General features: G+C 40.8%; 22 protein-coding genes. 10 read left to right on the top strand and 12 right to left on the bottom strand.

Going from position 1 to position 25,639, the window contains the following annotated elements:
• Positions 1-112: 112 nt before the first annotated feature.
• The 10 genes from pyk to COCH_RS12445 all read right to left on the bottom strand — a co-directional run bounded on the left by pyk (position 113) and on the right by COCH_RS12445 (position 11,202).
• A complete protein-coding gene (gene pyk, locus COCH_RS05350) occupies positions 113-1,579 on the bottom strand; it encodes a pyruvate kinase (RefSeq protein WP_015782264.1) in 1,467 nt (488 codons plus the stop codon).
• Positions 1,573-2,040 carry an IPExxxVDY family protein gene (locus tag COCH_RS05345; protein ID WP_015782263.1) on the bottom strand — a complete coding sequence of 156 codons (468 nt, stop codon included), beginning with the start codon at positions 2,038-2,040 and terminating at the stop codon, positions 1,573-1,575. The genes pyk and COCH_RS05345 overlap by 7 nt, the downstream gene beginning before the upstream one ends.
• Positions 2,041-2,128: 88 nt before the next feature.
• Positions 2,129-2,782, bottom strand: a complete 654-nt coding sequence (locus COCH_RS05340) for a hypothetical protein (RefSeq protein WP_009421578.1) — start codon at positions 2,780-2,782, stop codon at positions 2,129-2,131.
• A 17-nt stretch (positions 2,783-2,799) separates the two neighbouring features.
• On the bottom strand, positions 2,800-3,384 hold the full coding sequence (locus tag COCH_RS05335; RefSeq protein ID WP_009419064.1) for a hypothetical protein: 585 nt from the start codon (positions 3,382-3,384) through the stop codon (positions 2,800-2,802).
• Between the two features lie 12 nt (positions 3,385-3,396).
• Positions 3,397-4,944 (bottom strand): hypothetical protein, encoded by a 1,548-nt coding sequence (locus COCH_RS05330; protein ID WP_015782262.1) that lies wholly within the window; start codon positions 4,942-4,944, stop codon positions 3,397-3,399.
• 473 nt (positions 4,945-5,417) lie between these two features.
• On the bottom strand, positions 5,418-6,821 hold the full coding sequence (locus tag COCH_RS05325; RefSeq protein WP_009410808.1) for a peptide MFS transporter: 1,404 nt from the start codon (positions 6,819-6,821) through the stop codon (positions 5,418-5,420).
• A gap of 115 nt (positions 6,822-6,936) precedes the next feature.
• On the bottom strand, positions 6,937-9,150 hold the full coding sequence (locus COCH_RS05320) for a S9 family peptidase (RefSeq protein ID WP_015782261.1): 2,214 nt from the start codon (positions 9,148-9,150) through the stop codon (positions 6,937-6,939).
• 124 nt (positions 9,151-9,274) lie between these two features.
• Positions 9,275-10,129, bottom strand: a complete 855-nt coding sequence (locus COCH_RS05315) for a prephenate dehydratase (protein WP_015782260.1) — start codon at positions 10,127-10,129, stop codon at positions 9,275-9,277.
• Positions 10,130-10,162: 33 nt separating this feature from the next.
• Positions 10,163-10,846 carry a hypothetical protein gene (locus COCH_RS05310; RefSeq protein WP_041546719.1) on the bottom strand — a complete coding sequence of 228 codons (684 nt, stop codon included), beginning with the start codon at positions 10,844-10,846 and terminating at the stop codon, positions 10,163-10,165.
• Between the two features lie 176 nt (positions 10,847-11,022).
• Positions 11,023-11,202, bottom strand: a complete 180-nt coding sequence (locus COCH_RS12445) for a hypothetical protein (RefSeq protein ID WP_015782258.1) — start codon at positions 11,200-11,202, stop codon at positions 11,023-11,025.
• A gap of 619 nt (positions 11,203-11,821) precedes the next feature.
• Between COCH_RS12445 and COCH_RS12595 the strand changes: the two genes are divergently transcribed.
• From COCH_RS12595 to COCH_RS05285, 4 genes are all read left to right on the top strand, one after another.
• Positions 11,822-11,947, top strand: coding sequence for a hypothetical protein (locus COCH_RS12595; RefSeq protein ID WP_015782257.1), 126 nt, complete (start codon positions 11,822-11,824; stop codon positions 11,945-11,947).
• A 71-nt stretch (positions 11,948-12,018) separates the two neighbouring features.
• Positions 12,019-12,141, top strand: coding sequence for a hypothetical protein (locus COCH_RS12590; protein WP_009421580.1), 123 nt, complete (start codon positions 12,019-12,021; stop codon positions 12,139-12,141).
• Between the two features lie 304 nt (positions 12,142-12,445).
• Positions 12,446-12,637 (top strand): hypothetical protein, encoded by a 192-nt coding sequence (locus COCH_RS05290; RefSeq protein WP_009410611.1) that lies wholly within the window; start codon positions 12,446-12,448, stop codon positions 12,635-12,637.
• 269 nt (positions 12,638-12,906) lie between these two features.
• The gene (locus COCH_RS05285; protein WP_015782254.1) at positions 12,907-14,454 is read left to right on the top strand and encodes a DUF4301 family protein; all 1,548 of its coding nucleotides are present in this window, start codon (positions 12,907-12,909) and stop codon (positions 14,452-14,454) included.
• Positions 14,455-14,564: 110 nt separating this feature from the next.
• Here COCH_RS05285 and fabG read toward each other — a convergent pair whose 3' ends face one another.
• Together fabG and COCH_RS05275 are read right to left on the bottom strand one after the other, a co-directional pair.
• Positions 14,565-15,299, bottom strand: coding sequence for a 3-oxoacyl-ACP reductase FabG (fabG, locus tag COCH_RS05280; RefSeq protein ID WP_002674825.1), 735 nt, complete (start codon positions 15,297-15,299; stop codon positions 14,565-14,567).
• Positions 15,300-15,434: 135 nt separating this feature from the next.
• Complete coding sequence (locus COCH_RS05275) at positions 15,435-16,943, bottom strand: HAL/PAL/TAL family ammonia-lyase (protein WP_015782253.1); 1,509 nt, start codon at positions 16,941-16,943, stop codon at positions 15,435-15,437.
• A gap of 945 nt (positions 16,944-17,888) precedes the next feature.
• Between COCH_RS05275 and COCH_RS05270 the strand changes: the two genes are divergently transcribed.
• From COCH_RS05270 to COCH_RS05245, 6 genes are all read left to right on the top strand, one after another.
• Positions 17,889-20,732 (top strand): triple tyrosine motif-containing protein, encoded by a 2,844-nt coding sequence (locus COCH_RS05270; RefSeq protein WP_015782252.1) that lies wholly within the window; start codon positions 17,889-17,891, stop codon positions 20,730-20,732.
• Positions 20,733-21,337: 605 nt separating this feature from the next.
• Entirely contained in the window at positions 21,338-22,456 is a 1,119-nt protein-coding gene (msrB, locus tag COCH_RS05265; RefSeq protein ID WP_041546716.1) for a peptide-methionine (R)-S-oxide reductase MsrB, read from the top strand.
• Positions 22,457-22,914: 458 nt separating this feature from the next.
• Positions 22,915-24,036, top strand: coding sequence for an Mrp/NBP35 family ATP-binding protein (locus COCH_RS05260; RefSeq protein WP_015782250.1), 1,122 nt, complete (start codon positions 22,915-22,917; stop codon positions 24,034-24,036).
• A gap of 67 nt (positions 24,037-24,103) precedes the next feature.
• Positions 24,104-24,343 (top strand): NifU family protein, encoded by a 240-nt coding sequence (locus COCH_RS05255; protein WP_009421579.1) that lies wholly within the window; start codon positions 24,104-24,106, stop codon positions 24,341-24,343.
• Positions 24,344-24,355: 12 nt separating this feature from the next.
• Complete coding sequence (locus tag COCH_RS05250) at positions 24,356-24,856, top strand: hypothetical protein (protein ID WP_009417051.1); 501 nt, start codon at positions 24,356-24,358, stop codon at positions 24,854-24,856.
• Between the two features lie 13 nt (positions 24,857-24,869).
• The gene (locus COCH_RS05245) at positions 24,870-25,586 is read left to right on the top strand and encodes a pyridoxine 5'-phosphate synthase (RefSeq protein WP_015782249.1); all 717 of its coding nucleotides are present in this window, start codon (positions 24,870-24,872) and stop codon (positions 25,584-25,586) included.
• Positions 25,587-25,639: the final 53 nt, after the last annotated feature.

Raw genomic sequence — 25,639 nt, 5'->3', positions numbered from 1 at the left:
GTATAACCAGTCCGGCTCGCCCAAGTAATCGCCTGTCGTACTGCAACCAATAATAAGAAAAGTCGTTCAGCACCTTGCCAAACGACCTTTCACAAATATTAATCCTCTAAAATTATTTCTTCTTTTTCTTCTCAAAATTCACCGCACACGAGTCGATTTCCGATACGCGCAAAGTGTTTACCATTCCCTTGCCTTGCATTGGCATCGACACGAGACTTATCATTATATCACCCATATCCACGTAGCCTTTTTCGTTGGCAATGTGGTTAATGTCTTCAATAAGCTCATCAGTAGAAACAAAGCGGTCGTAGTAGAAAGTAGTTACCCCCCACAAAAGGTTCAACTGGGTGAGGATACGCTTGTTGGCAGTAAAGATGAGAATGTGCGAATTAGGTCGGTACGACGAAATGCGGAAAGCAGCATACCCACTGTTTGTAAGCGAGGTAATCACTTTGGCATTGGTGTCGTTCGCCATCTTGGCTGCGTGAAAACAGATAGTGTTAGTTACATAGCGCAACGAACGGATAAAAGGTGTAACAAGTGGTACTTGTATTAAATTCGAATCCTCTACACTCTTGATGATGCGAGTCATTTGTTGGATTACCTGTACAGGATATTTTCCTACCGAAGTTTCGCCTGAAAGCATTACCGCATCAGCACCGTCCATTACCGAGTTTCCTACGTCGTTTACCTCTGCACGGGTAGGTGTCAAGCTGGAAATCATACTTTCCATCATTTGGGTAGCGATGATTACCGGAATATGGTGTGATTTAGCCTTGCGTACCAATTCCTTTTGGATAAGAGGCACTTCTTCTGCTGGGATTTCTACACCAAGGTCTCCACGAGCCACCATTATACCGTCGCAAGCCGCCATAATCTTATCGATATTCACCAAGGCTTCTGGCTTTTCTATCTTAGCGATGATAGGAATGCGGTGTCCAGCATTTTCTTCGATGAGGTCTTTTAAATCCTGAATGTCTTCAGGGTGACGCACAAAAGAGAGCGCAAACCAGTCTACGTCTTGTGTGATAGCAAAAAGGGCATCACGCACGTCTTTTTCGGTAAGCGCAGGAAGCGAAACTTTGGTGTTAGGCAAATTCACGCCCTTTTTAGATTTCAGCGGACCGCCTTGCACTACTACCGCTACTACCTCGTCTTCGCGGTTGGTCGATTCTACTTCAAAGATGAGTTTCCCATCGTCTAACAAGATACGCTCTCCGGGGTTCACATCGGTAGGGAACTCTTTGTAGTTCATATATACGCGCTCTTTAGTTCCTACGAAGGGCTCTCCGGTAACGAAAGTAACTCGGTCACCAGGGTATACCGTAACGTCGTCCTCCATTACCCCCACACGCAATTTAGGACCTTGTAGGTCAGCGAGGATAGCAGTATGAAAGCCGTTTTCTTCGTTGATTTGGCGAATCATTTGCACGCGGTTGCGTACATCGTCGTAATCGGCGTGCGAGAAGTTGATGCGGAATACATTTACCCCCGCAACCATCATATCTCTTATCACCTCAGGACTCTCGGTCGCTGGACCTAAGGTCGCTACAATCTTTGTTTTCTTTGTATTTAACATTCTTGAAAAATCAATTTATATTTTTTATCTAGGGTATCAATTGCTATTTCTCGTGCGGTAGTGGCAGGCACTTCACGAAGCCGATTTAAAATTTTCGGTATATCCAGCCGCCCTTCAGTATCTATCTTCAAAAAGTAATCCACCTTCTTTTCGTTCTCAACCAAATATTGCACCTGTGGCAGTTCTTCAAAAAGGGTAACCACAGCAGTAGGAGTTTGTGTGTCTTGCAATTTGTTAGCTATACAATGCCAAATAATATCCGCAGAGGTGTCCTCCCAAGTATAATAAGAAAACTGTTCTCCCGAAGGCATCGTCAAACAAGCCTTTCCTTTTGTCTTAGCCAACTGCAAATGTAGCGTTTTATTTAAAAAATACGCCAGCTGATAGTCTTCCAAATGGGTGTGAAGAGCGATAAGTTTATAATCGCAAAAAAACTCTGTCGATAGCTTCAGTTTTGCCATAACCACTCATTTCGGGTGCAAAGATACAAAACAATTCACAATTAGCAATTAACCATTGATAATTTTAACACGATAGCTTCTTCTACTATCAAAACCGCACTCCAAAGCTAAACCCTATCCCTCTATACTCCATCATCTCAGGAGTTTCACTCCAAAGGAGAGGTTCTGCTACGTCAAAACTCGTGTAAGAAGTATAAGCCGATAAAAACATACTATACTTGTTTCTCACTAAAAACGGAATGGACAGCCCCACCTTCACTTCCCCCATAGATGGTTTTACTAGGGTGCTCAAAGGCAAAAAGCCAGCTACTTGAACAAAAATATTTCCCTGATAATTCTTCACAGGGTTCAAACGGAGTATACTACCCAATTTTAATCCTGAGGCTACAGGGTTTTGAAAATGTGTAAAGCCTCCCACAGCCCCTACACTCAATATCCTAAACAAGCGGTAATTTACTGTAAAATCACTTGAGATAATAGGCTTCTCAGTTAGTAATGCCTCGTCGCCTTCATACAAATTCGTACGAGAGTTTAACCAGCTATAAGAGTATTTTGCGCCACCATTTCGAGGAAAAGTAAAACTTAATTCCCCTTGATAAAACCACCTACTTTCTTTCTCAGGCACTACTTGCGTTATAGTTTCCGTGCTTACATTTCCTATAACCGATGTGCTTTCCATATTTTCCTGTGCCGTAGCCAATCCCACAGCAAAAAAAGGTATTATATAAAGTATTTCTTTCATTCTATAATTATTAAGTTTTAAAACCGTATCCCAAAGCCAAAACCGACTCCGCGATACTCTACTAAGTCCGGTGTTTCATCAGCAAATAAGGGTTTAGCAGGGGTAAAACTTGTATAAGAAGCGTGTAGAATAACCCCGACACTGTATGATTCTTCAACAAGAAGAGGTATACTCAATCCTATCTTTGCCTCTCCTGTTGAAATTTTTACGTTATGTAAAGGAAAAAAACCAGAAAACTGAGCAAAGACATACCCAAAAGAGTCTTCAATAAGCTCATATCGTATGACACCTCCTAATTTTAAAGCTGTAGCAATAGGATTTCTGAAATGATTTATCCCTGTTAATGCTCCTATGCTAAATCTCTCAAAGAGTAAATAATTCATAGAAAAATCCGTGGAATATATTACTTTTGTTTTTAATACAATATCTTCATTTCCTTTTATATTTGCTGTCTTTGTATTAAAAGAATAAATAGATTTATCTTTATTGGGTACCGTAAGGTTTACCTCAGCTTGTGAAAACCAACGTTTGTCTTCAAGATTTTGTCCTTTTACTAAATATGGAAGTACTAAAAAAAATATTATATAAACTATTTTTCTCATAATAATCTCTTTTTATTTTTCATAAACCATTCTCACACCTCTCCAAGTACCTCCTACTCTTGCCATACCGTAAAAATCATATTTTACAGTCTTATATTCTCTTAATTCGGGAGGTTTTACTCCAAAATTGTTATACCATTTACCTCCCTTCTTGTCAACAGAACTTGTAAAGGTAAGAAGAAATCCATAGTCAGTGCTTAGATGTATTTTTTTCTTATTTGTATTCTCACCTTGGTAACGTTCTGCAAAATACATTGCTTCTATTTCATCTTCAAACTGAGGGGTTCTAACCACAGCAAACTCTTTATCTTTTGAACCTATATTTCTCAGAAAATCAAAACCCATTTTATAGAGTGTTGCAATATTTTTTTGTGACAATAAATCTGATACAAAAAGCTCTTTTTCATAGTCTATTTTATACCCAGCGACACTTGGAATATAAATTGTAAGTAATTTTTCATTATTATATTTTATAAAAGGAAGTTTTGCTTCCTCTACTTTAAAAGTTGATTTTAAATAATTATTTTGTGCGTGAAAGTAAAAATCTCCTTTGTAAGCAAGTATAATAAACTCATTTTCATCCTTAGCCGCTTGTAACTCTTTAAGAGGGGCTGTAGGCATTTTGTATGTCATATAAATATAATTAATTCCTAAAACTACTTCATTAGCCTTTGATGCCCACCATATCCTAAAGCGACGTGTTTGATTTCTTACTGAAATACCTACTGACTTATAAAATCCGTAGTTTTGATTAAAAAATTCTATTTTCACACGATGTCTTCTGTCAAAATGCTCTGTTGCGACTCTACTTTCTCCAAATATTCTATGAAGAAACCAATTTCTATCTCCTCTTGTTATAGGCAATCCATCAATAATAGGTTGTAATTCATTAGCTGGCGTTAAGTTTGCTATTCTTTTTTGCTCTTCTTTAATATTGTTTCTCTCTAATTCAGAGATAGGAGCTATAAATCTGTATACCCCGTCTGCTACTTGCTGTTTTCCAGAAGCAGTCTCCCGAAGTTTTAATAATTCCTCAGCTGAAAGTTGAGGTTGACGATCTTTTAGATAGTTTTTAAGTTTAAGAGAATCCTTTAGATGAGAAGAAAAAACTCCTCTTGTAGTAAACTTGTATAAAGTGTCTTTTACAACTATTTCATTATTTTCATCAATAAAAGAAGCTAAAAGAGGGTCAGAAATCATATTTTCTTCCTCTTTCTCCTCTTCTGTTTCATCATCAACCGTATCTGGTCTTCCTTCATAAAGTTTTATGAGTTCAGGGTCATTTTCTATATCCCCTATAGGATATTTAGGACGAAACCCTTTTAAATAAAGTTCTTTCATCTTTTTTTCTAAAAGCTCTTCATCATTTCTCAATTCTCCCATCATTTTAGATAAACTCTCAGAAGAAGAAAACTGGTAACGTCCTCCAACTACCCCATCGGTTACAAGAGTTTGTTGTGGCTCTTCGTTTTTTTGGTCTTCTACAAATGTGTCATTATCTTTCTTACAGCCAGTAATGATAAATGACAGCAAAATTGTACTTAAAAAAATTCTTTTCATATAACATCTTCTTTTATTTCGGTGCAAAAATACAAAAATAACACACAATACCAAAAAACAATTTTCAGGACACATCTCACCGCCCTTTGTTTTACTTTCGTTTTTCTTCTCGTTTATCACCTCCTAATCCTTCTCCTTTAACTATTCACTACCAACTACTTACATACCCTTTCTATACCAATCGTCCAAGATTCGTATAAGCTTCCTATAAGCTCTCTATAAGCTAACCCCACCCTCCTTACACCCTTTTTTCATCAAAACCCTCCCTCCCTTCTTCCGTTCTTTTCCGATATCTTTCTATTTCCTCAGCGCTCCCAAATAAAGCCTTCTATCTCGTCTTACCTCCGTCCAACAAGTCCGAATCGTCCGATACTCCGAATATATACAACAAAAAAAGGCTGTCCTATTTTAGGACAGCCTTTATTATATAACTTATACGGTTCGTACGCGTCTATGTGGCTCACACGCTCGCACTATTTTACTCCGTGCATCATCGCTTGAAGTTTCTTGTTAAGGAGTATCATTCCTAAACCACAGAGGATTACAAATCCTGAAACCGCAGCAAATACTACACTTGCCCCAAGTTTCTCTACGTAAGAAGCAATCACTCCTCCTGCTGCATTGGCGAAGAAAGCAGCCATCATCCAAACACCCATCATAAGTCCTGCTAAACGCGGAGGTGAAAGTTTTGTAACCGTAGAAAGTCCTACGGGTGATAAACACAACTCACCAATGGTATGAGTAAGGTAAGTAAGCACCAACCAAGCTAAGCTCGCTTTCACTGCTATATCTTTAGGGTCTACCCCTATAGAGCCACCGCGCTCGTAAACAGCGCCAAGCATAAAGAAGAACCCTACCCCTAAGAGTATCATTCCCATTCCCATTTTAAACGGAGTAGTGAGACGTTGTCCCATTTTAGTACCCCAAAACGATGCAAATACCGGTGCTAACAATACAATAAACAATGGGTTTACTGATTGGAACCAAGCAGTAGGAATTTCAAAGCCCATCACCGTCCTGTTGATATAGTTATCGGTATAAAGGGTAAGCGAAGAGCCCGCTTGCTCAAATCCTGCAAAAAAGAAGATGGCAAAGAAGAAATAAATAAAGATAACAGCAATGCGCTCTTTTTCTTCTTTGGTAAGTGGTTTTTGCACTTCGGCTTCCGAAAGTTCTTGTACTTTTTTCTTACCACCTTTTGGTTGCAATCCAAGGTCGCCTAAGTATTTCTGTGCAAAGAAAACAAATATCAACTCTCCTATAAGCATACCGATAGCAGCTGCCAAGAATCCATATCTATAACCGTAAGAAAGGATTATTTCTTTTCCTTGTGCATCTACACCGTGAGTAGCAAAGATGTTATCAGTAAGGAATCCAGTAATGAGTGGTGCTAAGAAAGCCCCTAAGTTAATACCCATATAGAAAATCGAGAAAGCCGAGTCTAAACGTTTATCACCTGATTCATAGAGTCCTCCTACCAAGGCTGAAATATTCGGTTTGAAGAACCCGTTACCTATAATCAACAAAAATAGCCCTAAATATAAGCCAAAGTGAGTGTTTATAGAGAACAACGCAAACTCACCGAAGAACATTATGAGTCCCCCTAACAATACTGCCCTGCGTTGTCCTAAAAAGTTATCGGCTATCCAACCGCCAATTAGCGGGGTGAAATAGGTAAGTCCTGTGGCAAAGCCATAGATAAGACTCGCTGTAGCTTTATCGAAAGCCAAACCGCCTTCAAGCCACGTCTTGGTGAGGTATAACATCAAAATACCACGCATTCCATAGTAACTGAAACGCTCCCACATACCTGTTAGGAACACCAAATAAAGCCCCTTAGGGTGCTTCTTTTTCGCATTTTCTACGTTTGTATCCATTTATTTAATAAATTAAAAAGTTTGTTTATAAATTAAAATTCTACATTAAATATTTTTAATCCAGTAAAGTTTTTCTTTTACAGATTGTCCCCCTTCGGGGGGACGGGGGCTTTGTTTATAAATTTTCTATGATAAAATTCGTCATTTTTGTATATAACTGATAGCGTGTGCTACCTGTGTTGTCGTAAATACCGTGATTCTTATCGGGGTAAATTAACCAATCAAAATCTTTTTGCAAACTCACCAAGGTATTGATGAGTACCATTGCGTTTTGCACGTGTACATTGTCGTCGGCACTACCGTGAATGAGCAAGTATTTACCTTTAAGTTTGGCAGCGTGAAACAACGGTGAATTTTCGTCGTAACCTCTTGCGTTCTCTTGGGGGGTACGCATAAAACGCTCGGTGTAAATAGTATCGTAAAAACGCCAATTGGTAACAGGGGCTACTGCTATCGCCATTTTAAATATATCGCCTTTTTGAAACAGACAGTTAGACGACATAAAACCTCCAAAACTCCAACCCCAAATGCCTATTCTGCTCTTGTCTATATAAGGATAAGCCCCTACGAGCTGAGCGACTTCTGCTTGGTCTTCAACTTCGTATTTACCCAGTTGCTGATAAGTGCATTTCTTAAAATCTGCTCCTTTGTAACCTGTGCCCCTGCCGTCTACACATAGCACTATATATCCTTTTTGGGTGAGCATTGCGTGCCAAAAGTCGTTCATATCCCACCATTGGTCAGCTACTTCTTGTGAACCTGGTCCTGAGTATTGGTACATCAAGAGGGGGTATTGCTTTTTAGGGTCGAAATCCTTAGGTTTGAGCATATAAGCGTTGAAAGTACCCTTAGCAGTTTTCAGTTCCATAAACTCTTTTTCGGGCAAATTATAGGCTTTTAATCGCTGAGCGTATTCGGCATTGGTAACGATTTCTTTGAGTTGTTTACCACTTTTGGTATCGTTTAGCGTATAGCGTGGAGGCGTAGTGGCATTGGCAAAAGCGTGAATATACATTGTATAATCGCCACTGAATGTGCCTTTGTTTGTTCCTGCCTCAGTAGAAAGCGCGCGAGGGGCTTTGCCTTTGAGGTTTACCGCATAGAGCCCTCGGCGGGTAGAGCCCGTCTGGGTAGATTGGTAGAACAACTGCTGGGTTTTAGGATCATAGCCATAGCAATCGGTTACTTCCCAATTGCCACGTGTGAGCTGGCGTACTAATTTCCCTTTGGCATTACAATAGTAAAAATGGTTATGCCCGTCTTGTTCCGATTGGTAAATAAAGCTATTATCGGGTAAAAATAGTATCTCCTTGTTGATGCTTACATAAGTCGCGCTAGTTTCCTTCACTAAGGAAGTCGTTGCCTTCGTCTGGCTATTCACTTGCAAGAGTTGCCAATCGTTTTGGTGGCGATTGAGAGTTTGTACCGTCAGCTTATGAGGGTCGTTTGTCCATTGCAAACGTGGGATATAATAGGCTTTCAAGGGTATTTCAGCCACCGATTTATCAGCCACAGTATAGATGTGCAAACTCACCACCGAATTAGCTTCCCCTGCTTTGGGATATTTGAAAGTATAAGGTGTAGGATAGAGGTCGTAACCGTAGATGTCCATTGAAAATTCAGGTACTTTGCGCTCATCTGAACGTATAAATGCTAATTGTGTACCATCAGCATTCCAAGCGAACAATCGCACAATCCCAAATTCTTCTTCGTACACCCAATCAGCAGTACCGTTAATGATAGCGTTCTTCTGTCCGTCGGTAGTGATTTGGGTTTCCGCACCCGTCGTAAGGTCGTATAAATACAAGTTGTTTTCGTATACAAAAGCCAATTGCTTACCATTAGGCGAAAAAGTGGGGACTTGTATGCGCTTATCGCTCACTTTTTTAAGGTCGCCAGTGGCGAGGTCGTACAGAAAATAATCAGCTATAAACGAATGTCGGTAGATATCCTCTTTTCGGGTAGCGATAAGGAGCTTTTTCTCATCAGGAGAAAACTCATAGCTCTCAATCCTGTTCACTCTTTCATTAGTTTCAAAGAGTGTTTGTACTTTGCTGAGCGTTGCAAAGTCGTAAAGGTTAATTTCCTGAATGTGTTTGTCACGGTTATATTCGAGCACTGTATATTGTGGGGTTTTCTTCAGTGCCTTCAAGTTGTACATACGTTCGGGGTAAAAAGCGTGTTGCGTCCAGATATTCTCTAAAGAAATAGACTGTGCAGATAACAAGTAAAAGCTAAGAAATAAAGCCAACAAAAGCTGGGTATGTAAGTATTGGTGCACTCTATTGCGTCTAAATACAGCCACCTTTTGTAATTCATAATTCGCCATTTCTAATTAGTCTTTTGTCATTTATCATTAACCTCTAACCTTTGATTATTAATTTCGCGGTCAATATTAGTCAATATTTTTGATATAGAAGCTATCTTTTAATCTGTTTTTTTATATTTATTTTCTATATGATTGATTTTGAATAGCTCTCACTGTTCAACCTATTTTCATATTCCCCTAATACTTTTAGCTCTTCTGTCATAATATCCAAAAGTTGTATCGCTTGTTGGTATCGGGCATAACTATCAAACACCACATCTACAAAGAATGCGTATTTCCAAGGAGTCTCTATTACAGGCAACGACTGTATTTTAGTCATATTCATATCGTAATCGCGTAACACGTTCAGCACCGTTGCCAAACTACCACTCTTGTCATATACTTGGAATTTAAGCGTTGCCTTATTGATACCTCTTTTGGGTAGGTGTGCATCAGTAGTTCTGAGTACCACAAAGCGGGTAGCATTACGCTTAATGGTTTGTATGCTTTCCGCAATAATAGGCAAGCCGTAGAGCTCAGAAGCCGATGCCGAAGCAATAGCCGCTACACCTTTGAGTTGTTGCAAGTGTATCTGTCGTGCTGCCTCAGCTGTATCAGGAGATTCCACCAGTCGTATATCAGGATAATCGTGAAAGAAATCCTTACACTGCAACAGTGCCATATAGTGCGAATGCACCTCAGTAATATCCTCTAAGCGTTGCCCTCCTAGCGCCATCAAGTGGTGCTGTATGTTCATATAGTGCTCCCCTGTAATATGCAGGTTATGGCGGTCTATAAGCGCATAATTAGGTAATATTGCTCCTGCAATGCTATTCTCAATAGCCATCACGCCCCAGTCAGCATCGCCTTTCAGCAGTGCTTTCACTATCGCATCAAAAGTACGACATTCCAGCACCTCTATGTCTTTGCCAAAGTAACTCTCAGCCGTCTGATAGTGAAACGAACCTTTGATACCCTGTATTGCTATTTTTTCACTCATTTACATATTAAAAATCACCCCTTGCGTCTCTTTTTATGGCAATATCGCTCCTACCGCTATATCACAGCGGTGTCCCGGTTGCCCGTGAGGCGGATTAGGCTTCCCTGAAAAACCCGGTTCAGTAGTCCCCGTGTGCTGTTGTGCCATTTTGGGGTCGATAACTATTTGTTGCTCTACCGTTTTAGGCGTAGCTGGTGCTTGTTGTTTCACAGGCTTACTGTTCAGCGGAGCGCCCACCGGTATATCACAACGGTGCCCTGGTTGCCCGTGAGGCGGATTCAGTTTCTGACCCTTCGTCGCCACCCCTTGCTGTGTCTGAGGTTGTGCCACCTGCACCTGTTGCACTTGTGGCATACCTCCCGAAACTACGGGCTTAGCATCGGCACTGCTCACAGGCTGTGCTTGTGTTTGCGTTTGGGCTATCACATTGCCGTCGTTGGGTAGCGGAGCCCCCACGGCTATATCACAACGGTGTCCTGGCTCTCCGTGAGGCGGATTGAGCTTTGCTCCTTGCTGTGTAGCTGGTAGCGATACGTTGTTAGAAAAATTCGCCCCACCCGCACCAAACGGATTTCTTTCGTTGCTCTTATCGCGTGCTTCCTCAGCTTTTTGAGTGTTAGCAAGAGCATCTTCGGCAACAGCTATTTCCTGTTGCTGGTTATTACAAGCCATTAGGGCAAACATTGTGGTAGTGAGTATAGTAAATCTTACATTCATAAATGGGTAAATTTTCGGCAAAGATAGAAAATAATTATCAATTAGCAATTCACCCATAAATATTTTCTCACCCCCAGCGCTCCAAGTCCTTACATTCGTTATATATCCTACACAATCCCTGTTTACACAGTTCTTTTTTCTACGAAAACGCTTCCTTACAGATACTCTCTCGTCATTCATCTCCCGTCATTTCTTCCTTTTTCCGTCACCACATTCCCCCTCTCCGAGATAGCCAACAATAGCTGAATATGTGCCCCTCGAGAGCGAAGTATGTATAAGGGAGGAGGTTTGTCTCCTTTTCCAGCTTGTCCTCCTTCGGGGGTTCGGGGGCTTACCCAATAAATGACTCGCCACATTCCCCTTCTTTGAAGGTAGCCAGCAAGAGCGGAGTATGTGAGAAGGGGGAGGTTTCTTTTGATTTTCCGTCATACTCCCTCCTAGTGCCTATGACCTAAGGCCTAGTGCCTTTTCTCTTTCTTTCGCCTCGAAACCCCGTTTTTACCGTTTTTAGCCTTGTTGTATTATATTATGAATCAATTATTTATATACCCTTTCTATACCAATCGTCCAAGATTCGTATAAGCTTCCTATAAGCTCTCTATAAGCTAACCCCACCCATCTTACACCCTTTTTTCATCAAAATCCCCTTCAACCTTCTTCTGAATTTCTCCGTTTCCTTCCGCTCTCTCTAACCTATCCAATTTGTCCGACAAGTCTGACCTGTCAAAAAATGATTTTTATCACTATTCATTTTCTAATTTCCTAATTTCCACATTTGCTAATCTGCTAATTTAACAGCCCGTGCGGCTCACACTGCCTGCGCGGCTCACACCGCCCGTCGTGCTACGACCTTTGGCAAAAGTTAATTATCAGTATTTCTGGCATTATTGGCATTTTTAGTATTATTAGCATCATTATTTTTGTTTTATAAGTAATAATTCACTACCTTTGTACCGAATTTTAATCACATACGTTATGAAAACACGTACAAAAATCTTAATTGTAATAGTTATAGCTCTTTTGGTCGCTCTCTTAGCACAAGACATCGACAGTCTATTAAACTCCTTTTATGAGGGGTATGAAACAGGTAAACAACGCTGATGACTTTTACAATGCCTATATGTGATGACTCTCCCAACATTTCCCTTAATTCGCATTTTAATAATAAGCATATGAAAAAATCAAAACCAAACCGAATTATAGGCGCTTTCCTAATACTAATGGCAATCGCCTATCTGTACAACAACTGGACTTCCGCCAAACAAGGGTTCCTTGAAGGATTGTTCGGACAATAGTTATTAACATTAATACTCGTTTGTAATATGAAAACAAAAGAATCAGAAACAGTATCCATACCCAAAATGTTATTCTTAGCCATTCTACTATGGTGGTTCTTATATGGCGTTTTTTATGCCTTAGGAGAATTTGTAGGGAATATCCAGAAAGACTTATGAATTTTCTTACCTCAGTCCGTCGCCTTATTCTTAGTGACAAAAGACTAACCCTTGTAGCTGTTATCTTATCCTTATTTTTTATTTATAGATTAGGGAAAACTACAAACGAATTTTTGTATTATATCTCTCATTAAACCCTTATATTATGTGGTTAGTTATTGTATTTTTATGTATCTTTTTAGTCAGTGCTTATCGCGAGAAAAATAAAGAAAGACGTTTGGTACTTTCTATTATTGGGGCGATAGCAATACTCCTTACCATAGGCTTTCAAATAGGAAGAGACCGCGCAAAAGCCGATATAACTACAGAAGAATCTGTGGTTTCAAAAACTAAATAATAAGAATACTCGTATAGCTCGCTCCTCCGAGTCCCTTTGTTAGCGTGAGCTACAAGCTCACGCTCCATTTCTCATTTTCTCATTTTCTCATTTTCTCATTTTCTCATTTTCTCATTCTCTAATTTGCCACATACTCAGCTGTCATAAATTTTACCTTTTATCTTCCAAAAACTTTTTTTGCTTTTTATTTGCTTTTATCTTTTTTTGTTTATATCTTTGTCCTCTAAAACAATCGTAAGTTTTAGAATGTTAAACGAAACTATTATATTATGAATGAATTAACAGAAAAAGACCGCCAATTGCTCATTAAAAAAGGGATCTCCGAAGAAATACTCGAAGCCCAAATAGCGCAATTCAAACAAGGAATTCCTCCTATACAACTGTATAAAGCCGCTGTGATAGACGATGGTATTATTCCGCTCAGCAAAGAAGAAGCCGCCAAGTACGCTGCTATTTACCAAAAACGAAAGCGCGGTAACACTATCCTCAAATTCGTTCCTGCCTCTGGTGCGGCTACCCGTATGTTTAAAGCTCTTTTCGCTTTCCGAGACGATTTCGAACCCGATCGTGAGTCATTTATAGCTTATGTCAATAGAACAGGTAACAAAGAAGTTAAAACCTTCTTCGAAGGTCTCGAACGCTTTGCCTTTTATCCTATCTTAAAAGCTGCTATTGATAAAAATCACCCCGACTTTTCCTCACTAAACGAAGATATCCAAAAACACATCATCGTCAATACGCTTCTCAATGAAGAAGGGTTGGGCTATGGCAATATGCCTAAGGGATTACTACCTTTCCATAAGCATTCCGAGAAAATCGCCACTCCTTTTGAAGAGCACTTCCGCGAAGCAGTACTTTATGCCTCCGATGAGGAAGAAGCACACCTACACTTCACCATCACCGAGCAGCATACCGAAGCTTTTTATAAGGAACTCAACCATATCAAACCTATACTCGAAGAACGCTATAACATTACTTTCGATGTGACTTTCTCTTACCAAAAACCAAGTACTGATACAATTTCGGTAACCGAAGATAATGAGTTTTTCCGCGACGAAGAAGGTAATTTAGTCTTTCGCCCTGCGGGGCACGGAGCGCTACTCAGCAACCTCAACGATATCGATGCCGACATCATCTTCATCAAGAATATTGATAATGTGGTAGTGAAAAAGTATACCGATGAGACCGTGTTTTACAAAGAAGCGCTCGCCGGAAAACTATGTGAAGTACAAGACGAAGTGTTTAAAATCTTACATCGTATAGATAATGATAAGATTAAGAAGAAAGAGATTAAGCATATTCTCGATTTCCTCAAAGAAATTAATATCTCTGTTCCCGATTATCTCTATAAATTCCGCCGTCAATATGCTATGGAGTTCATCAAAGAGCAACTGAATCGCCCTATACGCGTATGCGGAATGGTGAAGAACGAAGGCGAACCTGGTGGAGGTCCTTTCTGGGTGAAAGATGGAGAAAACTATAGTTTACAAATCATCGAATCTGCACAGGTGAATATGGCAGATGCCAAGCAAAAGGAAATTTTCCAGCAATCTACTCACTTTAACCCCGTAGATTTGGTTTGTGGCACTAAGAACTACAAAGGCGAAAAATTCGATCTACAACAGTACGTAGACCCTAACCAAGCCTTTATAACTTCCAAAACCTTTATGGGCAGACCGCTAAAAGCTCTCGAACTCCCTGGTTTGTGGAATGGCTCTATGGCTCACTGGATTACCCTATTCGTAGAAGTACCTATCATCACCTTCAACCCCGTAAAAGTAGTAAACGATTTATTGAAGAAAACGCACCAAGGATAATTCTTTATTAACAATTGATATTATAAGAAAGCGTTGGCAAAGGTCGTAGCACGACCTTTGCCAACGCTTTTTGTGTAATAACCTTTTACTTTTTATCTTTTACCTTTTACCTAACTATACACTCCCCCGTTGATATTAATCACTTCTCCGGTGATATACGAAGCTTTTTTAGAGACTAAAAACGATACGAGGTCAGCTACTTCTTCGGCTTCCCCAAAACGACCTACCGGTATAAGTTTCACGAGGTCTTCTTCGTTGAGCGAAGAGGTCATATCAGTGCGGATAAACCCAGGAGCAATGGCATTCACGGTAATGTGTCTTTTGGCTACTTCTTGCGCCAAGGCTTTGGTAGCCGCAATAATCGCGCCTTTGGCAGCCGAATAGTTGGTTTGTCCTGCGGTTCCCTTCACCCCCGATACCGATGAGATGTTGATAATACGTCCATAACGATGGCGTAGCATCTTTTGGATAAAGAAATTAGTTACATTGTAGAAGCCGTCGAGAGTAGTGGAAATCACTTTGCTCCAATCCTCTTGGGGCATCCACATAAAGAGTCCATCGCGGTTAATACCCGCGTTGTTCACAATCACTTCTACCACGGCATCTTTATTGTCGTGTTGCCATTTGGTAAGGGCTTCGGTAGTACTTTGGTGGTCAGATACGTCAAAGCGTATAATCTCTCCTTCACGTCCTAATTTCTTGATGTGATTGAGGGTTTCAAGTGCAGCAACCTCATTGCTTTGGTAAGCAATGAGTAAATGATAATCGGTGTCTTGTGCGAGTTTTTCGCATATAGCACGCCCTATACCTCGCGAACCACCTGTAATAATAGCATACTTTCTCATTTGTTTTTTTATTTAGTTTTACTTCTTTTTTTGTTTTCTATCATTAGTGCGACAAGTCAGATTATTCTATTTTTTCAACCGCGCTGTCGTTACACTTTGGCAAAGTTTGAAACTTTGCCAAAGTTGAAAAACATTCTATTTCTTTAACCACGATGTGGCTTCCTTCAAGTAAGCATAAAACACCAAATCTTCCTTAAAGAACGGTATAATCTCTCTTATTTCCCTATACCATTCTTTTGTAGTGCTCGAAAGCTCGTCATAACAGCCCAAGATATCGATAGCCTGCGCAATGGTGATAGCCTCAATAGCAAGCACCTGAAAAGCGTTGTTTATCACTTTATGGGTAAGAGTCGCCGCATTGGTACCCATACTCACTATATCCTGATTATCGTTATTGTTCGGGATACTATGCACATACATCGAGGTAGAGAGGGTTTGGTTTTCGGCAGTGGTAGAAGTAGCGGTAAACTGTACCCCTTGCATACCGAAGTTAAAGCCCAATTTCCCTGCGTTCACAAATGGTGGCAATAGCTCGTTGATTTTGGGGTTCAAAAGGTAGTTGAGCTGTCGCTCAGCAAGCATTGTCATACGGGTAACTACCAGTTTAAGCTTGTCCATTTCAAGAGATATATAATCGCCGTGGAAGTTACCCCCGTGATATACCTGTTGGGTAGGCACATCTACTATTGGGTTGTCGTTAGCCGAGTTCAGTTCCTCTTCTACGATGCGCTCAGTATGCGCAATGGTGTCGTATACAGCCCCGAGTATCTGTGGCACACAGCGCAAGGAGTAGTATTCTTGCACCTTTTCTTTAAATACAGTTTCGTTGTGCTGCCCTTTGTAAAGATGTTCTGCACGTTTGCGGGTGCGCTTGCTGTCGTGCAAGAAGTCGCGCATCATTCGGGCGATTTCTTTTTGCCCAGTATGTTGTTTGGCGTTGTTTAATTCAGATGAAAAATGGTCGTCATAAGTCTGTACTAGCTCGTTGATAGCCGTTGTGAACTTCACTGTCCAATCCAATAGCTTTTGTGCGTAATACACATTCACCCCTGCCAAGCCCGTCATTACCGACGTGCCGTTCATCAGCGAAAGACCCTCGCGTAAGTGTATTTGTAGCGGTTTGAGTCCCACTTCGGCAAATACTTCAGCCGTAGGTCTGCGCGCGCCTTTGTAGAACACTTCTCCTTCGCCTATGAGCACTAAGGCGAGATGGGCTAACTGCACAAGGTCGCCACTAGCTCCCACGCCTCCGTGTTGGAAAATAAGCGGGGTAATGCGGTAGTTCAATAGGTCGCGCATCAGTTCAATTGCCTCTATATGCACCCCCGATTTGCCTAACGACAAGCTCGTAAGTCTACACAATATAGCCGCCCGCACGGTTTCTTCATCAAACACCTCCCCTAAGCCCGAACTATGACTGCGGATAAGGTTGTATTGCAACTGCAATTGGTCTTCTTTTTCAATGCGATATTGCGCCATCGGTCCAAAGCCCGTATTCACGCCATAGATGATTTTGTTCTCTGCAAAGTCTTTTAAGAAAGCGTAACTCTCTTCAATGAGGGCTTTAGTTTCTTTGCTAATAGCCACTTCTTTCTTATCAAAAACGATATCTTTAAAATCGCTGTAAGTACGCAATGTTTTCATTAGTATTTAGTTCTTAATATAAATCAAGTTTTGTGTTATGTCGTAGGGGCAAAGTCAGCGAGCTGGCACAGCTGAGTATGTGAGGCAATTCACCCTATTAATATCAACAAGGCAATTCTCTCCATTAGTAATCTGGCGACAAAGATAATAACTAATTTGTAAATTAGCAAAATTTAGTACTTAGTTTTTAGTCATCAGTGATGTCCTGAGCCTCTCCGAGATTTTCTGAGAACTCCGATTAACTACACACCCTCATTTTCTAATTCTCTAATTTTCCACCTGCTCGTGTAGCTCTCTCCTCGTCGTGCTATGACCCTTAGTAAAATTGACACACTGATAATCAGTCGCTTTTTCAGTATATTGTAGGGGGCGATTTGCAAAACGCCCTCTAAAAACAAGCCTATTGAGTCGTAATCTATTTTTGTTTGACTATAATATCTATTCAATATATACAATACTGATTTACAATTGTATTTGTATTATAATCTGTGTGTAGTTTGCGAGCTGGCATAGCAGAATATGTGTCTAAAGGCAACTTGTTGCCTATTTGTTTGATTTGTAAAGAATTGTAAGATTTCTGTAGCGTAAGCTACACTTTTCTTACATCGAACTTACGTTAGTTATTTTATGTCCGACAAATCTAACCAGTTGCCAATGATATTAGCAGATAGTATCGCTATAAACTCAATTAATCTTCAATTATAATTTGATTAATCATTATTGTAGACCCACTGTAGAGCCACTGTAGAGCCACTGTAGACCCACTCATCGTTCACCCTACCTTTATCTTACCTTCGCTCTACCTCCTGACAAACCTTGTCTTTCACCCTAATAGCTATCACTACTTTTCCCTTTTATCTTTTATCTTTTACCTACTTTCTCACCCCTAATGCACATTATTTAATTTTTTTTCGTACCTTTGTCGCTCACTATTGTGCGATAGATATGAAGCACTTCATCATCTTACTTATCATTCTTTTGGGGCATTTCCCCACCACAACAGCTCAAAATCAGGACTTGCCCTTTGTCCCACCTATCTATAACTACTCTCAAACTCAATACAAGGCAGGCTTGCAAAATTGGCAAATAAGCCAATGTAAAACGGGCGTCCTCTACGTGGCTAATAACCAAGGGCTACTTACTTTCGACGGACAGGTATGGCAACTCCACTACCTGCCCCAGAAAAAAATAGCCCGTTCTGTTCTTGCCGATAATAACGATCCTAAACTGCGCGTCTATGTAGGCTCTTTCGAAGAGTTTGGCTACTTCCAGCGCAATGCTCAAAACCAATTGGTCTACACTTCTCTAAAAGACCAACTCAAAGATTACCGCTTTCACAACGATGAAGTCTGGCGCATATTCAAGCATCAAGATAAGATTTACTTCCAAACTTTCTCCTCCTATTTTGTGTTCGACGGCAAGCAAGTACGCGCTTTCAGTCCTAAACCTGCCCCTTTTGCAATGTTCTCCGACGGCAATACCCTCTATATGCAAGGCGTAAATGCCGACTTTTATACCATCGACCCTCAACATCGCCTCCACCAAAAACTCTCTACTAACAGCTTAGGAGGATTGGTAATCGCTACTATCCCCTATCAAAAAGAACTCCTTCTGGTAACCGACAAGAACGGCTTGTTCTTTTTCAACCCTCAAACCGACCAGTTGCGCAAGTTCACTACCGATATCGACGCTCTATTACCCTCCATTAGGCTGAACCGTGCGCTCATTACCGATGAAGGTAACCTCATCTTAGGAAGCCTTTCCGAAGGTCTGTATGCTATCAATGTCAGCACAGGTAAACTCCTGTGGCATATCCACAAGAAAAACGGACTGAACAATAACACCGTACTCGGGCTTTATGAAGATATCCAGCACAACCTCTGGGTAGCCTTAGACAACGGTATTGCTATGATTGAAATCCCTAGCAAACTCCGCTTCTTAAATTTAAATGGCGATGTAGAACTTATCAGCGATATGGCTGAGCAAAGCAACTCTTATTACTTAGCCTCTAATAAAGGAGTCTTTTCCCTTACTAACGGAAAACTCAACAAACTGCCCAACTTCTCAAGCCAAGTGTGGTTCGTAAAGCAGTTCGACCACCAGTTATTTGTAGGACATAACAAAGGAGTCTCCGAACTCGTAGGTGACCAATTACGTCCCCTCAGCAATGTAGGCGTCGGAGGTATGGATTTAAAGAAGGGAACGATTCACGGTCAGGAGGTGCTCGTCGGCTCTTCGTATTCTGTACTTACTATTTACAAGAGAGACAAAGCTGGCAGGTGGGAGCCCTCACATATCGTCGATGGCTTCTTCGACCTTACTTATCGTATCGAAATAGACCCTATGGGCAACATCTGGACAAATCACATCTATAAAGGCGTCTGCAAACTTTCACTTACCGAAGACCTAAAAAAGGTGAAACACAAAGTAGTGTTCAGTAAACCTAAAACCAAAGAAGCCCTCCGCCTCCTCAAAATACGCGGAAAAGTAGTCTTTGCCGACGGCTCTCAATTCTACTACTATAACGAAGATAAAGAAGAAATTGTACCTTATACTATCCTCAATGAACAACTCCCTCAGCTCACCAAAACTCGCAATATAGTACCCGTAAACGATAATCGGTTCTGGTTTATCACTGCCACCGATTACTTTTTAGTTTCCTTTGCCGATGGTCAATACAAAATAACCGAAAAGATTGCCTTCGATGAGCTCCAACACCCCACCACCGAAGACCGCGCCTCAGTATTCGTGTCCTCCGATGGTGCTTCTTTCTTTTGTTTAGACGGTAGTATCGCCCGTTATACTGATAATGCCCCTCAAACCACCTACCCCTATAATCTCAGCCTAAAAAGCCTCCGCTCCTACGAACGCGATACCGACCAATATCTTTTGGAAGAAATTACCGCCAACCCTTCTTTCCCTTACGCCAAAAACAATTTGGTGTTCCAATTTCAGTATCCCAATTTTAGTAAAGAACACTACCAACTATGGTACGTCTTAGAAGGATATGACAAGCGGTGGACGCAAGCCGACCCCGATTTTAGCATCAGCTATCAAAATCTCCCCCCTGGTAAATACAGGCTCAAGGTAAAAGTGCTCAACGAACTAAACAAAGAGCTCTCCCTCTATTCCCTCCCGTTTCAAATCACTACCCCTTGGTATAAAAGCCTTTGGGCTTATATATTGTATTTCGTCAGCTTCATCGGGGTAAGTATTGTAGCAACAGCTATCTACTTCCGTTATAAAATGAAGAAAAAAGAGCGTTCCTTCTTGCGTGAAAGAATACGTCGCCAACGCCTGCTCGAGTCACGCGAACAAGAAGTAACTAAACTCCAAAACCAAATGCTTGCCAACCAGTTAGAGTACAAGAGTAAGGCTCTTGCCGAAGCCACTATGCTAAACATCAGGCGCGACGAGTTCCTTACCAACCTCATAGTAGAGCTGGAACAACTAATGGACAACCAGAAAGTAAGTAAAGCCAAAAGTCATCTCATTTTGCAACATATCCGCGAGAATATCTCAGAAGAAGACCAATGGGCAGTATTCCAAGAAAACTTCGATATGATTCACAAGAACTTCTTCAAGAATCTCAAAGAGCGTTTCCCTTCACTCACCACCACCGATTTGCGTATTTGCGTACTGATAAGGCTTAATTACACAACCAAAGAAATCGCCACTATGCAAGGCGTATCCATTCGTGGAGTTGAAACTGCCCGTTACCGTATCCGCAAAAAACTCAACCTTTCCGAAACCGATAACCTATACGACTTTTTTGTAAAATTCCAGTAAAAAACACCTTTCCACCACCTCTCCTTTGTCTTTCCTGTTCCTACACTCCCCCTTTGAAGGTTGCCAGCAAGAGATTTTCATTACATTCCGTTCGTCATTCCTCATTCATCACTCGTCATTACACCCCCTCTCCTTGGGAGAGGGACGGGGTGAGGATTCTTTTTCTTTCGCCCCGAAACCCCGTTTTTACCATTTTTATACTTGTTGTATCATATTATGAATCAACTTTTTACATACCCTTCCTATACCAATCGTCCAAGATTCGTATAAGCTTCCTATAAGCTCTCTATAAGCTAACCCCACCCTCCTTACACCCTTTTTTCATCAAAATCCCTCCCGACCTACTTCCGAACTTTTCCGCTTCCTTTCGATAACTCAGAGGTATCATTTTTAGGGGTATTAACTTTGGCAAAGTTAATATTCCAAAAAGTCACCACGAGATGAAACCTTGATTTGAATAATTAACCGTTGGTTCGCACCTCATTTCCTCATTCTCTCATTTTCTAATTTTCTAATTTACTAATTAATCTGGCATTATTTTTGAAGCTCCATTGCGGTAAAATAAATCATCAACAAGAACTCATCAATTAAAAAAATCATTAAGAATGAAAACCTATTTTTTTTGCCTTATGGCAATAGCTTTCACAACAGGGTGTGCTAACGGCAATAGCCAAAGAACAACCCCACTTAACACTAACGACGAAAATTCAACTCATCAACAAGCAGAAATGAAAAAAACAAACAAATCAAAATCTACTGATATCTATTTTGCAGGAGGTTGCTTCTGGGGCACCGAACACTTCTTTAAACAAATTCGCGGAGTTCTCGCCACCGAAGTAGGCTATGCTAATGGCAAACTCTCCAAAGCCCCCAGTTACGAACAAGTAAGTACAGGCAATACAGGTTTTGCCGAAACCGTAAAAGTAACCTACAACCCTCAACTCATCAACCTCAACCAACTGCTCGACCTCTATTTCAAAATCATCGACCCCACTTCTCTCAACAAACAAGGCAACGACCGTGGCACCCAATACCGCACAGGTATCTATTACGTAAACGAAACCGAAAAACCGCTTATCGACAAAGCTATTGCCACACTTGCCACACAATACAGTAAACCCATAGTAGTAGAAGTGCTCCCTTTAAAGAATTTTTATAAAGCCGAAGAATATCATCAGGCGTATTTAGATAAGAATCCGCAAGGTTACTGCCATATTTCACCAGCCTTGTTTGAAATAGCCCGCAAAGCCAATCCAGTCAAACAGAAAGGCTTTAAAAAGCCTTCCCAAGCCGACCTTCGTAAGCAACTCACCCCCGAGCAATACGCCGTTACCCAAGAAAGCGCTACCGAGCGCCCATTTGCCAATGCCTATTACAACGAGTTCCGCGAAGGTATTTATGTGGATATTACCACCGGCGAACCCCTCTTTATCTCTACCGATAAGTTCGAATCAGGCTGTGGCTGGCCAAGTTTCTCTAAACCTATTGATAAAAAACTCATAGAAGAAAAAACCGATAAATCTCATAATATGACTCGTACCGAAGTGCGCAGTAAGTTAGGCAACGCACATCTCGGTCACGTTTTTAACGATGGACCTAAGGATAAAGGAGGCTTGCGCTATTGTATCAACAGTGCCTCATTGCGCTTTATCCCCAAAGCCGATATGGAAAAAGAAGGTTATGGCAAATATATATCCCTCTTAGAGAAAAAAACTAAAAAATAAAAAATTAATACTCTCATTCTAAGAAAGGGGAAGACTACTATTTTAGGTCTTCCCCTTTTTACTTATCATACACTTAGCCAAAGTTTTTGCGTGTGCGGTTCGCACCTTTGGCAAAGTTGAAGCCTTATAATCATTTCACAAGGCACAGTGTTGATTTTATTCTGATTTTTGTTTAATTTCTATAACGCAAGCTATACTTCCTCTTATCTTTAATTTCGCTTCTTCGCCCTACAAACAATTCTTTAAATTTGCTTTTCTCATTTTAAAGTTCTACCTTTGCAAAACTTTTAACTATTAACTCTTAACTCATAATATAAATCAAGAGTTGAAAAATAATAATTATTGATTAACAGCACGTTGTTGCTTTTACGTCGCGTTTCCCCCTTTGAAGGGGGCAGGGGGATGTTTATAATCAGTAAGTCTATCCAACCCTTGATTCGCTTTCATAACTTAAAAAGATGATTATTCAAAAAAAAGACGTATTAGAAGCGCTCCGCAAGATTACCACTCCTGGTGAAGGAAAAAATATGGTAGATAGCGGTGCTGTACAAAATATAGTAGTTTTCGGTGATGAAGTGGTAGTAGATGTAGTGATAAACAACCCCAGTCTGCAAGCCAAAAAACGCACCGAAGTAGAGGTGATGAAAGCCATTCACGGCGAAGTAAACGAGAAAGCCAAAGTAGTGGTAAATGTAAAAGTAATCGCCCCCGAAGTTACTGAAATCAAAGGGAAACCTATTCCAGGTATTCAGAATATCATAGCCGTTGCCTCAGGCAAAGGAGGCGTAGGAAAGAGTACTGTTACAGCCAACTTAGCGGCAGCACTTGCCAAAATGGGCTTCAAAGTAGGTGTGCTCGATGCCGATGTATATGGTCCCTCTATCCCTATGATGTTCGATGTAGCCACCGAGCGTCCGCGTTCAGTAACCATTGAGGATAAATCGTTTATTCAGCCCATCGAAAACTACGGGGTAAAAATACTCTCAATTGGGTTCTTTACCAATGCCAATCAAGCAGTGATATGGAGAGGTCCTATGGCAGCCAAAGCCCTTAACCAGCTCATTTTCGAGGCTTATTGGGGCGAATTAGATTTTCTCCTCATCGACCTTCCCCCAGGTACAGGCGACATTCACCTGAGCATTATGCAAGCCTTACCTATCACAGGGGCAGTAGTAGTGAGCACTCCACAGCCTGTCGCCCTTGCCGATGCTCGTCGTGCGGTAGCAATGTTCGGACAAGAAAATATCAATGTACCTGTGTTGGGTATCGTAGAAAATATGGCTTACTTTACCCCTGAGGAATTGCCAAACAACAAGTATTATATCTTTGGTAAAGAAGGAGCTAAACACTTGGCAGGAGAACTAAAAGTGCCTTTCTTAGGCGAAATACCCTTAGTACAAGCCGTTCGTGAGGCAGGCGATACAGGGCAACCCATAGCGTTGCAAGAAGACAGTCCACAAGCAAAAGCCTTCCACTCCTTAGCACAAGAAGTGGTGAAGAATGTAGTCGCTCGCAACGAAAACCTCCCACCCTCTGAGGCTATCAAGATTACCAATATGGCAGGATGCAGTAGCAAGTAACAAGAAACCAAAAGAGTTATACTTACCCTTTTACCTTTTATCTTTTAACTCTTAACACCTAATATCAATGAACCCAGAAGAACTTAAACAAGAAGTAATAAAAGCTTTAGATAAGATACGTCCCTATTTGCAAAACGATGGGGGAGATATTTCTTTAGTGGATATCGAAGATGGCAAAATCGTAAAAGTGCGATTAGAAGGTACTTGCACTAACTGTTCAGTAAACCAACTCACACTTAAAAGCGGAGTGGAAATGACTATCAAAGAGTTTGTACCTCAAATAGAAAAGGTAATCAGTGTGGAATAACTAATCAGTATAATGGCAACGAATAAAGAATCAAGAAAAGAATATTGGAAACGCAAGTGGCTCAGTAAATACCGCTTGGTAGTAATGGACGACAGTACTTATGAGGAGAAAACCTCCTTCCGCTTGAGTCGTCTTAATATCTTTGTGTTTGGTTCCTTGTTTGCCTTTGTGCTCATTACGCTCACCACCGTGCTGATTATCTATTCTCCTTTGCGTCAGTATATCTTAGGGTATACTGCCGTAGAAAACAAACGCGAGACTTTAAACTTGCTCTTTAGGGTAGATTCCTTAGAAGGTAAAATACAAAGTAATGATGAGTATCTCGCTTCACTGAAAAAGGTGCTTGTAGGCAATATCAAACCTCAACAAGACAAAGATACTACCAGCTTTAACATCTCTGACCCCAAATACAACCCTAAGGCTTACAGGACAACTCCTACCAAAAAAGATTCTATTCTTCGTAAAGAAGTAGAAGAGGAAGAGACTCAACCTCAACCTCAAGACAGTTTATAATACAAAAAAAACAATGACAAAACTAAGTGTAAACATTAATAAGATTGCCACCTTGCGCAATGCACGTGGAGGCAATATCCCCGATTTGTTACAAGTAGCCAAAGATGTACAACAGTTTGGTGCCGAGGGTATCACTATTCACCCTCGCCCCGATGAACGTCATATCCGCTACCAAGATGCCTTCGATTTGCTAAAAGTAGTAACCACCGAGTACAATATTGAGGGCAACCCTATCCCTAAGTTCATCGATTTAGTGTTACAAGTAAAACCTACCCAAGTAACTCTTGTTCCTGATGCCGAAGATGCTATTACCTCTAATGCAGGTTGGGATACCGTTAAACACAAAAGTTTTTTAACTGAAGTAGTAACTGAGTTTAAGCGTAACGGCATTCGCACCTCTCTTTTTGTAGACCCAGTGGAAGCAATGGTAACGGCTTCCGCTACCACAGGAGCTGACCGTGTGGAGCTTTATACTGAGAGGTATGCGCGTGAGTACGCTCGCGGTGATAAAACCCAAATAGCCCCTTATATAAAAGCAGCCTTAGAAGCACAAAAAGTAGGATTAGGACTCAATGCAGGACACGATTTGAGTCTCGACAATGTGAAGTACTTCAAAGATAATATTCCTAATTTATCGGAAGTATCCATAGGGCACGCACTTATTTGTGAAGCACTCTATTTAGGTTTAGAAAATGTAATACAACTCTACCTAAATAAATTGGCAGATTAGTAAATTTGTCAATTAGCAAATTAGGAAAAGTGCCCCTTAGATTAGCCAATAAT

Origin of the sequence: Capnocytophaga ochracea DSM 7271 (genome assembly GCF_000023285.1) — a bacterium.
Classification (GTDB): Bacteria; Bacteroidota; Bacteroidia; order Flavobacteriales; family Flavobacteriaceae; genus Capnocytophaga; species Capnocytophaga ochracea.
The sequence above is the reverse complement of the archived record's forward strand: the minus strand, read 5'-3'. Positions and strand labels throughout refer to the sequence as shown.

What these genes read in the sequence shown, in the direction of transcription:
- COCH_RS05290 (WP_009410611.1), top strand. Translation starts at nt 12,446, where the DNA reads ATGTGGTTAGTTATTGTATTTTTATGTATCTTTTTAGTCAGTGCTTAT.
- COCH_RS05345 (WP_015782263.1), bottom strand. Translation starts at nt 2,040, where the DNA reads ATGGCAAAACTGAAGCTATCGACAGAGTTTTTTTGCGATTATAAACTT.
- COCH_RS05255 (WP_009421579.1), top strand. Translation starts at nt 24,104, where the DNA reads ATGAACCCAGAAGAACTTAAACAAGAAGTAATAAAAGCTTTAGATAAG.
- COCH_RS12595 (WP_015782257.1), top strand. Translation starts at nt 11,822, where the DNA reads ATGAAAACACGTACAAAAATCTTAATTGTAATAGTTATAGCTCTTTTG.
- COCH_RS05330 (WP_015782262.1), bottom strand. Translation starts at nt 4,944, where the DNA reads ATGAAAAGAATTTTTTTAAGTACAATTTTGCTGTCATTTATCATTACT.
- COCH_RS05250 (WP_009417051.1), top strand. Translation starts at nt 24,356, where the DNA reads ATGGCAACGAATAAAGAATCAAGAAAAGAATATTGGAAACGCAAGTGG.
- COCH_RS12590 (WP_009421580.1), top strand. Translation starts at nt 12,019, where the DNA reads ATGAAAAAATCAAAACCAAACCGAATTATAGGCGCTTTCCTAATACTA.
- COCH_RS05245 (WP_015782249.1), top strand. Translation starts at nt 24,870, where the DNA reads ATGACAAAACTAAGTGTAAACATTAATAAGATTGCCACCTTGCGCAAT.
- COCH_RS05285 (WP_015782254.1), top strand. Translation starts at nt 12,907, where the DNA reads ATGAATGAATTAACAGAAAAAGACCGCCAATTGCTCATTAAAAAAGGG.
- msrB (WP_041546716.1), top strand. Translation starts at nt 21,338, where the DNA reads ATGAAAACCTATTTTTTTTGCCTTATGGCAATAGCTTTCACAACAGGG.
- COCH_RS05275 (WP_015782253.1), bottom strand. Translation starts at nt 16,943, where the DNA reads ATGAAAACATTGCGTACTTACAGCGATTTTAAAGATATCGTTTTTGAT.
- COCH_RS05315 (WP_015782260.1), bottom strand. Translation starts at nt 10,129, where the DNA reads ATGAGTGAAAAAATAGCAATACAGGGTATCAAAGGTTCGTTTCACTAT.
- COCH_RS05340 (WP_009421578.1), bottom strand. Translation starts at nt 2,782, where the DNA reads ATGAAAGAAATACTTTATATAATACCTTTTTTTGCTGTGGGATTGGCT.
- pyk (WP_015782264.1), bottom strand. Translation starts at nt 1,579, where the DNA reads ATGTTAAATACAAAGAAAACAAAGATTGTAGCGACCTTAGGTCCAGCG.
- COCH_RS05310 (WP_041546719.1), bottom strand. Translation starts at nt 10,846, where the DNA reads ATGAATGTAAGATTTACTATACTCACTACCACAATGTTTGCCCTAATG.
- COCH_RS05260 (WP_015782250.1), top strand. Translation starts at nt 22,915, where the DNA reads ATGATTATTCAAAAAAAAGACGTATTAGAAGCGCTCCGCAAGATTACC.
- fabG (WP_002674825.1), bottom strand. Translation starts at nt 15,299, where the DNA reads ATGAGAAAGTATGCTATTATTACAGGTGGTTCGCGAGGTATAGGGCGT.
- COCH_RS05270 (WP_015782252.1), top strand. Translation starts at nt 17,889, where the DNA reads ATGAAGCACTTCATCATCTTACTTATCATTCTTTTGGGGCATTTCCCC.
- COCH_RS12445 (WP_015782258.1), bottom strand. Translation starts at nt 11,202, where the DNA reads ATGTGGCGAGTCATTTATTGGGTAAGCCCCCGAACCCCCGAAGGAGGA.
- COCH_RS05335 (WP_009419064.1), bottom strand. Translation starts at nt 3,384, where the DNA reads ATGAGAAAAATAGTTTATATAATATTTTTTTTAGTACTTCCATATTTA.
- COCH_RS05325 (WP_009410808.1), bottom strand. Translation starts at nt 6,821, where the DNA reads ATGGATACAAACGTAGAAAATGCGAAAAAGAAGCACCCTAAGGGGCTT.
- COCH_RS05320 (WP_015782261.1), bottom strand. Translation starts at nt 9,150, where the DNA reads ATGGCGAATTATGAATTACAAAAGGTGGCTGTATTTAGACGCAATAGA.